Annotated in this window: 11 protein-coding genes; 6 read left to right on the plus strand and 5 right to left on the minus strand. The window is 62.5% G+C overall.

The genetic code is table 11. The features are described 5' to 3' along the window. Position 1 precedes the first annotated feature (1 nt). Complete coding sequence (locus J0O65_RS26060) at positions 2-352, minus strand: hypothetical protein (RefSeq protein ID WP_035827997.1); 351 nt, start codon at positions 350-352, stop codon at positions 2-4. A 221-nt stretch (positions 353-573) separates the two neighbouring features. On the opposite strand from J0O65_RS26060, the gene J0O65_RS26065 reads away from it, so the two are divergent. The 5 genes from J0O65_RS26065 to coaD all read left to right on the plus strand — a co-directional run bounded on the left by J0O65_RS26065 (position 574) and on the right by coaD (position 6,081). Beyond that, positions 574-1,044: an Hsp20 family protein gene (locus J0O65_RS26065; protein ID WP_215410025.1), complete on the plus strand. Its 471-nt coding sequence runs from the start codon at positions 574-576 to the stop codon at positions 1,042-1,044. Between the two features lie 259 nt (positions 1,045-1,303). Next, positions 1,304-2,812: a Do family serine endopeptidase gene (locus J0O65_RS26070; RefSeq protein WP_215410026.1), complete on the plus strand. Its 1,509-nt coding sequence runs from the start codon at positions 1,304-1,306 to the stop codon at positions 2,810-2,812. Between the two features lie 31 nt (positions 2,813-2,843). Next, on the plus strand, positions 2,844-3,503 hold the full coding sequence (locus tag J0O65_RS26075; RefSeq protein WP_034750756.1) for a response regulator: 660 nt from the start codon (positions 2,844-2,846) through the stop codon (positions 3,501-3,503). A gap of 2 nt (positions 3,504-3,505) precedes the next feature. Next, positions 3,506-4,840, plus strand: a complete 1,335-nt coding sequence (locus J0O65_RS26080) for an ATP-binding protein (protein ID WP_046685864.1) — start codon at positions 3,506-3,508, stop codon at positions 4,838-4,840. Between the two features lie 95 nt (positions 4,841-4,935). Next, a complete protein-coding gene (coaD, locus tag J0O65_RS26085) occupies positions 4,936-6,081 on the plus strand; it encodes a pantetheine-phosphate adenylyltransferase (protein WP_215410027.1) in 1,146 nt (381 codons plus the stop codon). A 6-nt stretch (positions 6,082-6,087) separates the two neighbouring features. Here the strand turns inward: coaD and J0O65_RS26090 are convergent, their stop codons facing one another. Together J0O65_RS26090 and J0O65_RS26095 are read right to left on the minus strand one after the other, a co-directional pair. Continuing rightward, positions 6,088-6,684 (minus strand): 2-hydroxychromene-2-carboxylate isomerase, encoded by a 597-nt coding sequence (locus tag J0O65_RS26090; protein WP_215410028.1) that lies wholly within the window; start codon positions 6,682-6,684, stop codon positions 6,088-6,090. Positions 6,685-6,706: 22 nt separating this feature from the next. Further along, on the minus strand, positions 6,707-8,905 hold the full coding sequence (locus J0O65_RS26095; protein ID WP_215410029.1) for an OsmC domain/YcaO domain-containing protein: 2,199 nt from the start codon (positions 8,903-8,905) through the stop codon (positions 6,707-6,709). A 131-nt stretch (positions 8,906-9,036) separates the two neighbouring features. Here J0O65_RS26095 and J0O65_RS26100 point away from each other — a divergent pair, with 131 nt between their 5' ends. After that, on the plus strand, positions 9,037-9,663 hold the full coding sequence (locus tag J0O65_RS26100) for a hypothetical protein (RefSeq protein WP_215410030.1): 627 nt from the start codon (positions 9,037-9,039) through the stop codon (positions 9,661-9,663). 76 nt (positions 9,664-9,739) lie between these two features. On the opposite strand, the gene J0O65_RS26105 is transcribed toward J0O65_RS26100, so the two are convergent. Then, positions 9,740-12,142 carry a TonB-dependent receptor plug domain-containing protein gene (locus J0O65_RS26105; protein ID WP_215410031.1) on the minus strand — a complete coding sequence of 801 codons (2,403 nt, stop codon included), beginning with the start codon at positions 12,140-12,142 and terminating at the stop codon, positions 9,740-9,742. 177 nt (positions 12,143-12,319) lie between these two features. Beyond that, complete coding sequence (locus J0O65_RS26110) at positions 12,320-13,114, minus strand: PhzF family phenazine biosynthesis protein (protein WP_215410032.1); 795 nt, start codon at positions 13,112-13,114, stop codon at positions 12,320-12,322. Positions 13,115-13,206 lie beyond the last annotated feature (92 nt).

Below are 13,206 nucleotides of genomic sequence, written 5' to 3' on the forward strand. Positions count from 1 at the left end.
ATCAGTCCTCGTCGAACTCTGCAGAAAGATCCTTCCAGCCTTTACTGATTGCAAAGGCGGAGAATTCTTCCGGTGCTTCCAGGACGATCAGTTTCTTGTCTTGCAAGCCCAGGTCGCCGTGGCCGAAGTCGGGACCCACGTAGCCGAGGCTGCGCAGGCGGGCCAGGATGTGGCCGACCAGGGTCTTGTCCTTGTAGGCACCCGCTTCGAGCGGGGCGGCGAAATCGACGTAGACGTCGATGATGCCGTAGCCTTCGTCGAAGATGCGGATGGCCTTGATGTCGTGGGCACGGCCGGAGCCGTCGGTGGCCTTGAAGGGGCCGCTGAGCTGGATGTCGGTGTCATTGTTCATGCCGCCAGCATACACCAAAAACCGGCCCCGCAGAGGGGCGTCATGCAACCCGTCCCTGGATGGGGCATGTAAAAATTTCTTACAAATTCTTTGCCGTATGGGGCGTCTTGCGCCGATTTCAAGGCCTTGAAAGGGGCTGGAGAGGCCGTATATCGGTAACAGGCGGATGCTCACGGTGAGGTCCGCCCCTCTTATCGCTTCATTTGAAAAGGATATTTATCATGCGTACTTTTGACCTTGCTCCTCTGTATCGTTCCGCCATTGGCTTTGACCGTCTGGCACAACTGCTCAATGAACAGCGCGCCGATGCGCAACCGAGCTATCCACCCTACAACATCGAACTGGTGTCGGAAGACAAGTACCGCATCGTGATGGCTTTGGCCGGCTTCTCGCGCGAAGAGATCGACATCATCACCGAACGCGACTCGCTGCACGTCACGGGCCGCAAGCAGAAAGATGGCGTCGAGCGCACGTTCTTGCACCGCGGCATCGCTGCCCGCGATTTCGAGCAGCGCTTCCAGCTGGCCAACCACGTGAAGGTCACGGGCGCCACGTTTGAAAACGGCATGCTGACCATCGACCTGGTGCGTGAAGTACCGGAGGCGCTGAAACCGCGCAAGATCGAGATCGGCTCCGTCAGCGGCGCCACCGCCGCCAACGTGAATGCGCTGGAACAGCGTCAGGCGGCCTGATCTGATCGTGGCGCCCTAAGGGCGCCCGGGCAGGTTCCCTTCATGCAGTAAAATACTGGCCGGTTGATCCGGCCAGTGTCACGTCCGGAGCCCGTTCGGGGCCTTCATTGCCCGCCATGCACGGTGCGCGCGGCACGCAAGATTAAACCATGCTTAAAGGCGCAAATGCCTGTTTCCAAATGGAAAAATGTTAAGCACCGCCTAAGACTCGTGGCCCACTATTGCATACATCAAAATCTCATTGAATGAGGAGCAATTCATGGAACAGCAAACGAATACCGCATCCCTGAAAATCAAACGCACCGTAGCCGCGCTGGCCGCGATCGGTGTGCTGGGCGCCGGCGGCGCCATGGTGGTACATCAGAACAATGCCGGCGCGAATGCGGCCGCGGCCGCCCCCGTGGCTGCCGCCGTGGCGCCTGCCACCGCTGCCGCGCCGCTGGTGGCCTTGCCCGACTTTAGCCAGATCGCCGCGCGCAACAGCCCGGCCGTCGTCAACATCAGCGTCACGGGCAGCACCAAGGTGGCCTATGACCCCTCGGCCCAGGCCGGCAACGACGATTTCGGCAACGACCCCTTCTTCGAATTCTTCCGCCGCTTCCAGGGGCCGCAAGGCGGGCAGCGCGGTGGCCGCGACGTGCCCACGCACGGCCTCGGCTCCGGCTTCATCGTCAGCCCGGACGGCGTCATCATGACGAACGCCCACGTGGTGCGCGATGCGCGCGAAGTGACCGTCAAGCTCAACGACCGCCGCGAATTCCGCGCCAAGGTGCTGGGCACGGATCCGAAGACGGACATCGCCGTGCTGAAGATCGACGCCAACAACCTGCCCGTCGTGCCGCTCGGCCATTCGAGCGACCTGAAAGTGGGCGAGTGGGTGCTGGCCATCGGTTCGCCTTATGGCTTCGACAGCACGGTGACGGCGGGCGTCGTCAGCGCCAAGGGCCGTTCCCTGCCGGACGACAGCAATGTGCCCTTCATCCAGACGGACGTGGCGGTGAACCCCGGCAACTCGGGCGGTCCGCTGTTCAACACGCGCGGCGAAGTGGTCGGCATCAATTCGCAGATCTACAGCCAGACGGGCGGCTTCCAGGGCCTGTCGTTCGCCATCCCCATCGACCTGGCCGGCCGCATCAAGGACCAGATCGTCGCCACGGGCAAGGCCAGCCACGCCAAGCTGGGCGTGACGGTGCAGGAAGTCAACCAGGGCTTTGCCGATTCGTTCAAGCTGGCCACGCCGGAAGGCGCGCTGGTGGCCAACGTGGAGCGGGGCAGCCCGGCCGACAAGGCGGGCCTGAAATCGGGCGACGTGGTGCGCAAGGTGAATGGCCAGCGCATCATCGGCTCGGCCGACTTGCCGGCGCTGGTGGGTACGTCCTTGCCAGGCGACAAGATCAGCATGGATGTCTGGCGTGATGGCAAGATCGTCAGCCTGACGGCAACCCTGGGCAATGCCGCCGACAAGGTGGCCGAAGTGGCGAAGAGCGACAGCGCCGCCGGCAAGGTAAAGCTGGGCCTGGCCCTGCGTCCGTTACAATCGGATGAAAAACGCGAGGCGGGCATCAGCGCCGGCCTGCTGGTGGAAGACGCCGGCGGCGCCGCCGCGAATGCCGGAGTGCAGCCGGGCGACGTGCTATTGTCGGTCAATGGCCGTCCCGTCAACACGGTCGAGCAGGTGCGCGACGTGGTGGAAAAATCCGCCAAGTCGGTGGCCTTGCTGATCCAGCGGGGACCGGACAAGATTTTTATCCCCGTGCGGCTGGGTTGAACACAAGAGTAACGAGATAGAAAGGCAAGCCATGCGCTTATTGCTGGTAGAAGACGATACGATGATCGGCGAGGTGGTGCTCGACTTGCTGCGCGCCGAGCATTACGCGGTGGACTGGGTCAAGGATGGCGACATGGCCGACACGGCCCTGCAGACGCAGACCTATGACCTGGTGCTGCTGGACCTGGGCTTGCCGCGCAAGGATGGCCTCGACGTGCTGCGCTCGATGCGCCTGCGCAAGCTCGACACGCCGGTGCTGGTGGCCACGGCGCGCGACGCCATCGAGCAGCGCATCGCGGGCCTGGACGCGGGCGCCGACGATTACGTCCTGAAACCGTATGACCTCGACGAATTGCTGGCGCGCATACGCGCCCTGCTGCGGCGCGCCTCGGGGCGGCCGGAGCCGGTCTTCGAGCACCAGGGAGTGAGTATCAATCCGCTGACGCGCGAAGTGATCGCCGAAGGCCATCCGGTCAACCTGTCGGCGCGCGAATGGGCCGTACTGGAAGCCTTGATCGCGCGCCCCGGCATCGTGCTGTCGCGCGCGCAGCTGGAAGAAAAACTGTACAGCTGGAAGGATGAAGTCAACAGCAATGCCGTGGAAGTGTATATCCATGGCTTGCGCAAGAAGCTGGGCAGCGACCTGATCCAGAACGTGCGCGGCCTCGGCTACATGGTGCCCAAGGCATGAGGATGAAGGTTACGGTGACGCATTCGCTGCGCGGCCGCCTGCTGTGGTTCCTGCTGGCGGCCATCATCATGGCGGCCCTGGCGCAGGCGTCAATCGCCTACCGCAGCGCGCTGTATGACGCCGACCAGATCTTCGATTACCACATGCAGCAGATGGCCCTGTCGCTGCGCTCGGGAGCGCCGCTGGCCAACCATGCGCAAGCCTTGCCGGCCGACCCCGTCAACAACGACATGGTGGTGCAGGTGTGGACGCCGGACGGCGTGCAGGTGTTCCGCTCGATCACGCGCGCGGAACTGCCGCAGCGCGCCGTGCTGGGCTTTTCCAACGTGAAGGCGAACGGCACCACCTATCGCATCTTTTCCGTGCAAACCAGTTCCCAGACCGTGCAGATCGCCCAGGACATGGCCGTCAGGAAGCGCATGGCCGGCAGCCTGGCGCTGCGCACGGTGGGGCCCATCGCGCTGATGGCGCCGATCCTGATGCTGGTCGTCTGGTGGGTCGTCAGCGGTTCGCTGGCGCCCGTCTCGCGCGTGCGCAAGCAGGTGGCGGCGCGCCAGGCGGACGACCTGTCGCCCGTCTCGGAAGCGGGCTTGCCCGATGAAGTGCGCCCGCTGGTGCATGAACTGAATTTGCTGTTCGGGCGCGTCAAGACGGCGTTCGACGCGCAGCAGCATTTCGTCGCCGACGCCGCGCATGAATTGCGCACGCCGCTGGCGGCCCTGAAACTGCAGGTGTTGAGCCTGGAACGGGCCGAATCGGAAGAAAAACGCAGCCTGGCGATCAGTCGCGTCAGCGCCGGCATCGAGCGGGCCACGCGCCTGGTCGAGCAGCTGCTGGTGCTGGCGCGCCAGGAAGCGAGCGCCGCCAGCGGCGACCAGCTGCAGGCGGTGGACTTGAACGATGTCGTCAAGCGCGCGCTGGGCGACATGGCCGGCATCGCGCAGGCGCGCAAGATCGACCTGGGCCTGCATCACATGGATGCGGCCAAGGTGGCGGGGCAGGCCGATGCGCTCAACATCATGCTGCGCAACCTGGTCGACAACGCCATCAAGTACACGCCGCAGGGCGGCACGGTCGACATCGACCTGCGCGCCAGCCCCGTCGGCGTGACCTTGTCGGTGGAAGACAGCGGTCCCGGCATCCCGCCCGAGGAGCGCGAGCGCGTCTTCAGCCGCTTCTATCGCGTGCCCGGCACGGACGCCAACGGCAGCGGCCTGGGGCTGGCCATCATCAAGGCCATCGCCGAGCGCCATGGGGCGCGCCTGGTGCTGGACAAATCCGAACGCCTGGGCGGCCTGTGCGTGCGCGTGGAATTCCCGCAAGCCGTGAAAAAATAATGTTTTGATCATGATCTTTGGCATGTTGCATTGACGCGCGCGCCGTGGCCCTATATTGTCTGCGAAACAAGCAGAACCAGACCACGGAGCGCAGCATGCAGAAGATCGGATTTTCAGGAACCCTCGACCCCATCACCAACGGCCACATGTGGGTGATCGGCGAAGCGCGTTCGCTCGCCGACGAGGTGATCGTGTTCCTGTCGCAAAACCCCGCCAAGAAGCCGCAGTTCCCTGCCGAAGACCGCAAGCGCATCATCGAGCAGAGCGCGCGCGAATGCGGCTGGGACAATGTGCAGGTGGTCATCGTCAAGGGCGACTACACGGCGCGCGCGGCGAAAAAGCACGGCTGCGACTACCTGATCCGCGGCATCCGCACGACGGCCGATTTCGACTATGAAAACCTGATCCAGCAAACGAATGTGGACGTGCTTGCGGGCGCCAAGACCATCTTCGTCATGCCGCCGCGCGACCTCGGCTCCGTCAGTTCCAGCTTCGTCAAGGCGCTGGAAGGCCCCGTGGGCTGGAACTGGACCATGAAGAAATTCGTCCCCGGCCCGGCCTACCAGGCGTGGATACTCGACTGCCTGCGCAAGGAGTGGCAAGCGCTGTGGAACTACGCCACCGCGTCCGAGGCCGACATCGCGCTGGCGGATCACTGGTTCGCCCACCTGACGGGGCCGCAAGCGTATGGCGGCGCGGAGCGCCACTATCACAACCTCGACCACCTCGTGCACGGCTTGTCCGAGATCCGCGTGTGGGCCGACAATACCTATGCCTCCAAGCGCGACAGCGCGCTGGTGAAGAAGGCGTTCTGGTTCCACGACGCCGTCTACAGCCACGACGACGACGCCCTGTATTCGAGTGAAGAGGCGAGCGCCCAGCTGTGGCTGGCTAGCGGCCTTGATGCGGGTGACAACCTCGATGTGGCGCAATTGATACGCGCCACCGACCATTTCCAGGGGCCCGGCATCAGCCACGCGCTGAAGGACGCCATGCTCAGCGCCGACCTGGCCATCCTCGGCCAGGATGAAGAGGTGTATCGCGCCTACACGCAAGCCATCGGCCGCGAATATGCGCACGTGGACCCCGTGCGCTTCAAGCAGCAGCGGGGACTGGCCCTGCTGCATTTATGCGGCAAGGCGCAGGCGGGCCAGCTGTTCGGCGATGCGTACTTTGCCGACCAGTACAACGAGCGGGCGATTGAAAACATGCGGAAGGAGATCGCGGCGCTGGCCGGTTGATGGCCGTCAGGGGCGGGCGGCGGCGTGCGCCAGCGCATCGTCCAGCCGGTCGTTGCCCCAGAACAGTTCGCCGTCGCTGAGGAAGCTGGGCGCGCCGAACAGGTTTAACGCTTGCGCCTGCTGCGTCTGGCGGCGCAGGCGCAGCTTGTTGTCCGGTGTCAACGCCAGAGCGACGATGGCGGGCGCGTCCAGGCCCAGTTCCGCCAACACCGCGCTGACGGCCTCGATGTTGTCGATATCGCGGTCTTCGGCAAAATTCATCGTCATCATGCGGCGCGCAAACGGCGCGATCCAGCCTTGGTCCGCGCCGACCAGGGCCACGCGCATGGGCAGCAGGGCCGTGCGGGGAAAGGTGGCGGGCTGGCGCCACGGCAAGCCGTATTTGTCGCACTGGCGCGCCATGTCGCGCCACGTGTAGTCGCCCTTGATTTTTTGCAAGACGAAGGGCGACGTTTCCCAGCCCAGCGCCTTGAAGACGACGCCCAGCAGGAAGGGTTTCCAGATGAGCTGCACCTTCTTTTCACGCGCCAGCGCGTCGATGCGCATGGCGCTCAGGTAGCTGTAGTTGCTGCCGAAATCGAACCAGAATTCCAGTGTGGCCATGGCATTGCTACCAGATGGTGTGCTAGCGGGCCGCCGCCCTGGCGCGTGCCGCGTGCAATTTCCTGAAGCTGTCGATCAGGCGCTGGTGCCGGTCGAGGCCTTCCAGTTGCATGCTGGTCGGCGTCAGGCCGAAGAAACGCACGCTGCCGTCCACCGAGCCCAGCACCGCGTCCATGCGGGCGTCGCCAAACATGCGGCGGAAATTGACGACGTAGTCGCCCAGCTCCAGTTCGTCATCGAGTTCCACTTCCAGCACCACGTTCAAGGCTTGATAGAACAGCTTGCGTTCGAGCGTGTTGTCGTTGTACTGCAGGAAGGTTTCCACCAGCTCTTTCGCTTCCTCGAATTGCTGCAGGACGAGATGAATCAGCAGCTTCAGTTCCAGCGTCGTCAGCTGGCCCCACACCGTGTTTTCGTCAAACTCGATGCCGATCAGGGTGGCGATGTCGCCGTACTCGTCGAGCTCGCTGTTTTCCAGGCGGTCGAGCAAGTCTTCCAGGCTGGCATCATCCAGGCCATGCAGGTTCAGGATGTCGGCGCGGAACAGCAGCGCCTTGTTGGTGTTGTCCCAGATCAAATCCTCGACCGGATACACCTCCGAATAACCGGGCACGAGGATGCGGCAGGCGGTGGCGCCCAGCTGGTCGTACTCGGCCGTGTAGACTTCCTTGCCCATGCCGGCGAGGATGCCGAACAGGGTCGCCGCTTCCTCGGCATTCGAGTTCTCGCCGTGGCCGGAAAAATCCCACTCGACAAAATCGTAATCGGCCTTGGCGCTGAAGAAGCGCCACGAGACGATGCCGCTCGAATCGATGAAGTGTTCGACGAAGTTGTTCGGCTCGGTGACGGCTTCGCTGGCAAACGTCGGCTGCGGCAAGTCGTTCAAGCCTTCGAAGCTGCGGCCCTGCAGCAATTCCGTCAGGCTGCGCTCGAGCGCCACTTCCAGGCTCGGGTGCGCGCCGAACGAGGCAAACACGCCGCCCGTGCGCGGGTTCATCAGGGTGACGCACATCACCGGATACACGCCGCCCAGCGACGCATCTTTCACCAGCACGGGGAAACCTTGCTCTTCCAATCCGGCGATGCCGGCCAGGATGCCCGGGTATTTCGCCAGCACGTCCTGCGGCACGTCGGGCAGGGCGATTTCGCCTTCGAGGATCTCGCGCTTGACGGCCCGTTCAAAAATTTCCGACAGACATTGCACCTGCGCTTCGACGAGGGTATTGCCGGCGCTCATGCCATTGCTGACGTACAGGTTTTCGATCAGGTTGGACGGGAAATACACGGTCTCGCCATCGGAATGGCGCACGTACGGCAGCGAGCAGATACCGCGCTCGGCGTTGCCGGAGTTGGTGTCGATCAGGTGGGAGCCGCGCAGCTCGCCATCGGGGTTGTAGATATCGAGGCAATATTCATCGAGAATCTCCTTCGGCAGCGCATCCTTGCGGCCCGGCTGGAACCAGCGCTCGTTCGGGTAATGGACAAAATCCGCGTTGGCGATGTCGTTGCCCCAGAACGAACCGGCGTAGAAATGGTTGTTGCTGAGGCGCTCGATATATTCGCCCAGGGCCGACGCCAGCGCGCTTTCCTTGGTCGCGCCCTTGCCGTTGGTAAAGCACATGGGCGAATGCGCATCGCGGATATGCAGCGACCACACATTCGGAATGATGTTGCGCCACGAGGCGATTTCAATCTTGATGCCCAGGCCCGCCAGCAGGCCCGACATATTGGCGATGGTCTGTTCCAGCGGCAAATCCTTGCCCACGATATAGGTGCTCGCGCCAGGGGCCGGGTTCAAGGCCAGCAAGGCCTGGGCATCGGCGTCCAGGTTTTCCACCTCTTCAATGACGAACTCGGGGCCCGTTTGCACCACTTTTTTTACCGTGCAACGGTCGATCGAGCGCAGGATGCCCTGGCGGTCCTTGGCCGAGATATCGGCCGGCAACTCGACCTGGATCTTGAAAATCTGCTGGTAACGGTTTTCGGGATCGACAATATTGTTTTGCGACAGGCGGATATTCTCGGTGGAAATATTGCGCGTGTCGCAATACAACTTCACGAAGTAGGCGGCGCACAGTGCCGATGATGCCAAAAAGTAATCGAACGGGCCAGGCGCCGAACCATCGCCTTTATAGCGGATGGGCTGGTCGGCGATGACCGTAAAATCGTCGAACTTGGCTTCGAGACGCAGCTTGTCGAGAAAGTTGACTTTAATTTCCATGAGGTAATCCAATACTGTGCTTGAGTGAGTTAGGCGCTATTATCCGTGCTTTCCGCCGCAGGGCAAAGATTGTTCACCGCGGCCGTGCTGGCGGGAAGCCGCCGGAGCGGGCCAAGGAGGCACGTTCCGCTATGAAGCAAGCGGATAGTCCATGGCTTTTCACCTATCGCACTGAAGGTTGTTTCTCTATTATGATTATTCTTGCTGATATACAAAAATCGCAAACTGTGATGGACGAGCTCGCATCGCATTGCGATTTTGACCTTGGTCGCGCCACTCGGGACAGCTCCTGGATCACGCTGCAGCCAGAAAATCCTTTCATGGTACTGGCCGGTGAAAGCAGCGGTGGCGTTTTTCTGGCGTACGGCGATGGCGAGGTCGAACGACGCCCTGTCCTGTATGTTACATCCGAGGGGCAGGCGGGCTGTATCGCTTCCAATCTCACAGCGCTGATTGCCATGATGCTGGCGTTGCCTTACTGGCGTGACCTGCTCAAATTTTCAGATGGTGGCAATTTGCAAGAGATGCGACAGGCCGCTCGGTTCAGCGAGCAGGACTACGTAGATGAATATGCCGAATTTCCTGCTGCCAGGAAACGGATATTGGATACATTACCTGTTCCAGTTATTGCTGATCCAGTCAAATTGCTGCATGACCGCGTACGCGCCACCGATTGCAGTGTCGTGGCCGAGGACGGCTGGCCTTACGATTCGCTGTTTCGTCATTTCAAGTCAAGCGACAATCCGGGTTGGACGTGAAGACGTGGATGCCAGCATAAAAAACAGCGGCTGCCCATGCTGGCGCAGCCGCTGTTTTTTCAGGCGGGCAGAGTGATCAGAACTTCACCCACAGCCGCCCGAAATACGAAGCGCCGTTCAGGCCGAACTGCACGCTGTCGTACTTGAAGCCGTTGTCCGTCTCGTCCGCGTTTTGCGTGGTGGGCTTGACGTTGAAGATGTTGTTGCCGCCAAAGGTCAGCTTGGTGTTCTTGTTGATGCTGTAGGTGAAGCTCAGGTCGGCCGAAGTCTTGGCCGCGTAATGGGCGTTCGGCACGCCGGCAGCCGTGCCGCTGAAGGTGCCCAGGGTTTGCGGACCAAAATAGATGATGCGCAGGTCGGACTCCAGCTTGCCCGTGATGTAGTCGAAGCCCAGCGTGGCTTTCGCGCGCGGGCCGCCCTGTTCGATGAACAGGCGTTCGCGCTCGGACAGCAGCACGTCTTCATAGCCTTTGAGTGAATCCGGGGTCTTGACCTTCGTCACTTCCGTTTTGCTCAAATTCAAGGCCAGGAAGGTATTCAGGCGGTTGCCGGCCAGCTCTCCCTTGTGCGAGGCCGTCAGGTCCAGGCCGCGCGTGCGCGTGTCGATGGAATTGACGAAAAATTGCGCCTCGCCCACGCCCAGCAGGGCCAGGCGCGCCGCCAGGTCGGGGTAGTTGTCGGCATTGAAGCGGCCCGACAGCACGATGCGGTCCTTGATCTTGATGTTGTACAAGTCGGCCGTCACGGAAATGGCTTGCGTCGGCGTCCAGGTGGCGCCCAAGGTAAAGCTGGTGGATTTTTCCTCTTTCAGCTTGGGGATGCCGGCCGCGTTGGCGACGGCGCCGCCGTTCGGCGCCAGCACCACGTCGGTGGGGACGCCGCCGATGAAGTCGGTGAAGGTGGACGAGAAATACACTTGCTGCAGCGATGGCGCGCGAAAGCCCGTGCTGGCCGAGCCGCGCAGCAGCACGTTGGGCGCCACTTTATAGCTGGCGGCCAATTTGCCCGTCACGGTGGAGCCGAAGTCGCTGAATTTTTCATAGCGCAGGGCCGCCTGGGTTTTCAGGCGCTCCGTCCAGTCCAGCTCCACGTCGCCATACGCGGCGATGCTGTGGCGCTTGGCCTTGGTGGCGTCGCCGGGCTGGAAGCCGGGAAAGCCCTGGCTGCCTGCATTGCCGCCCACGCCCACGCCGTCGGCGTCGCTGTAGGAGCCCGGTTCGCCGGCCATGATCTTGTATTGCTCGCTGCGGTACTCGGCGCCGAAGGCCACGTTCATGCCGCGCATCACCGTGTCGTAGTAGCGGCTGAAATCGGCATTGCTGGTCAGTTGCTGGAACGAAAAGCCGCCCGCGTCATAGTTGCTGGCGCTGACGCCTTTGCCGCCGTTCATCAGGTCGAGATTGGCGATCGAGGCGTTCAAGGTATGGCTGATGTCGTAGCGCATCTTGTTGTAGCCATAGGTTTGCGAAAAGTCCGCATGCCATTCGCCGATCTGGCTGCGGTGGCCGATGGTGGCGTACTGGTCGTCGATCTTGCCGTTAATGAAAGGCACGAAACCGTCCGGGTACATGGCGGCCGAATTGCGCGACGGGATGTCGTCGCTGCCGATGCCGCCGCGGCCGAACGCGGCGCTCGAGGCGTCGCGCGTCTGCGCGCCGGCCGTGAAGTACAGCTTGCCCGTGCCGCTGGTGGCGTAGTCGCCATTGATGTACAGGGTCTTGTTCCTGGACTTGGTGTCGCCGATGATGCGCATGCTGTCCGCGTCGGCGCGGTTCGAGCGGCCCCGGTCCAGGTATTCGCCCGTGATGGCCAGGGTGCCTTTGTCGCCCAGCGCGATGCCGCAATAGGCGGAAGTCATGTAATTCTTGCCATCGCCTGCCGAGTACTGGCTGTAGCCGGCCACCGCTTCGCAGCCCAGGCTTTTCTTCAGTTCGATATCGATTACGCCGGCAATGGCGTCCGAGCCGTACTGGGCGGCGGCGCCGTCGCGCAGCACTTGCACGTTCTTGATCGCCAGCAAGGGAATCGCATTCATGTCCGTGCCCGTGTTGCCGCGGTTGCGCGCGCCGAACAGGTTGACGAGGGCCGTCGTGTGGCGTCGCTTGCCATTCACCAGCACGAGGGTCTGGTCGGAGCCGAGGCCGCGCAGGGCGGCTGAATCGATCAGATCGGCCCCGTCGGCGCCCGTCTGGCGCGTGGAGTTGAACGAGGGCGAGATGTATTGCAGCGATTGCGCCAGGTCAAACTGGCCGCCTTGCTCGGCCACCTTGGAAATCGGAATGATATCGACCGGCACCATGGTGTCGGTGGCGGAACTGGCGACCCGGCGCGAACCGACCACGCTGACCGTTTGCACGGAGCCATCCGTGGCGGCCGCTTCCGTGGACTGGGCCATGGCGGCGGGACTGAAGGCGGCCAGGGCGGCGCTGCCGTACAGGCTGATGAGGACTGCTTTACGCAAGGTGGTGAGGGTCGGCACGCAGTATCTCCAAGTGGCTGATGAGCAAAATTCGTGACTTGATTCTAGTGCCATCATTTCAGCATTCACCAGCGATACTTTGTTTTGTTATTACAAATTCGCTGTAACTGTTGTTTCCTGGTTGATTATCTTTTGGCCGCCGCCTCGCTTGCCTCGTCCTGGTGCAACATGCCCCGTTCAGGTGCTGCGTTGCACCATGCCGCCCACCCAGATTGCCTGCGCGCTGTATTGCACCTCGATCAGACAGGGCTGCCGCGTCACGTGGCCCTGCGACAGGCTCAGCGAGTGCTGCAAGTGCGCCGCCAGCGCGCCCGCCGCCACGCCCGTGGCGCTGTCTTCCAGCGCCGGGTCGAGGTGGTTGAAGTTGCGCCCTTCGTAGGCGTTCTCGCCCGTGCGGCAATACGCATAGCAGCCGCTGACCTGGTGCAAGGCGCTCCAGTCGGCGATCAGTTCCAGGTTCGGCCGCAGCGCGCGCAGGGTGGTGCGGTCGGCCACTTCCAGCAGCAGCTTCGGGCTGCCGACGGAGGCGATCACGGGAGGCGACAGCAAGTGCATGTGTTGGCCCATCAGTTCCGACGGAATATATTTTTCCACCGTGACGGCCGGCGCCGGCTGCGGCGCCAGGCCGATGAACAATCCCTCCGCGCGGCGCACCAGCTGCAGGGCTTGCCCATGCATGGCGGTCGTCACCGTCAGCGCCGCCGGAGCGCCGGGCGCCGTCAGCAGCACATGCGCGGCCGCCAGGGTGGCGTGCAGGCACAGGGGGCTGCGCGTGTGCGGATAAAAATAGTCGAGCACGAGGCATCCCTCCGCGCCGTCCGCTTGCCGGTCGAGGAAGACGCAGGCACTGACCTGGCGTTCGCGGGCGAAGGACTGACGCGCCGTTTCGCTGCCGTGGTCGTGCTCCACGACCAGCGCCGCATTGCCGCCACCGGGGGCGGCGCCGAAACATTTTAATAAGTGGACGATCATGGCGGTCGAGACAAAAGGTAAAACCCCAGCATAACTGAGATGGCCGTTTTCAGATGAGTATAATATACTGTGTTTATGTACAGTATTGAGGT

It is taken from the genome of Janthinobacterium sp. JC611 (genome assembly GCF_018682595.1).
Lineage (GTDB): Bacteria > Pseudomonadota > Gammaproteobacteria > Burkholderiales > Burkholderiaceae_D > Janthinobacterium.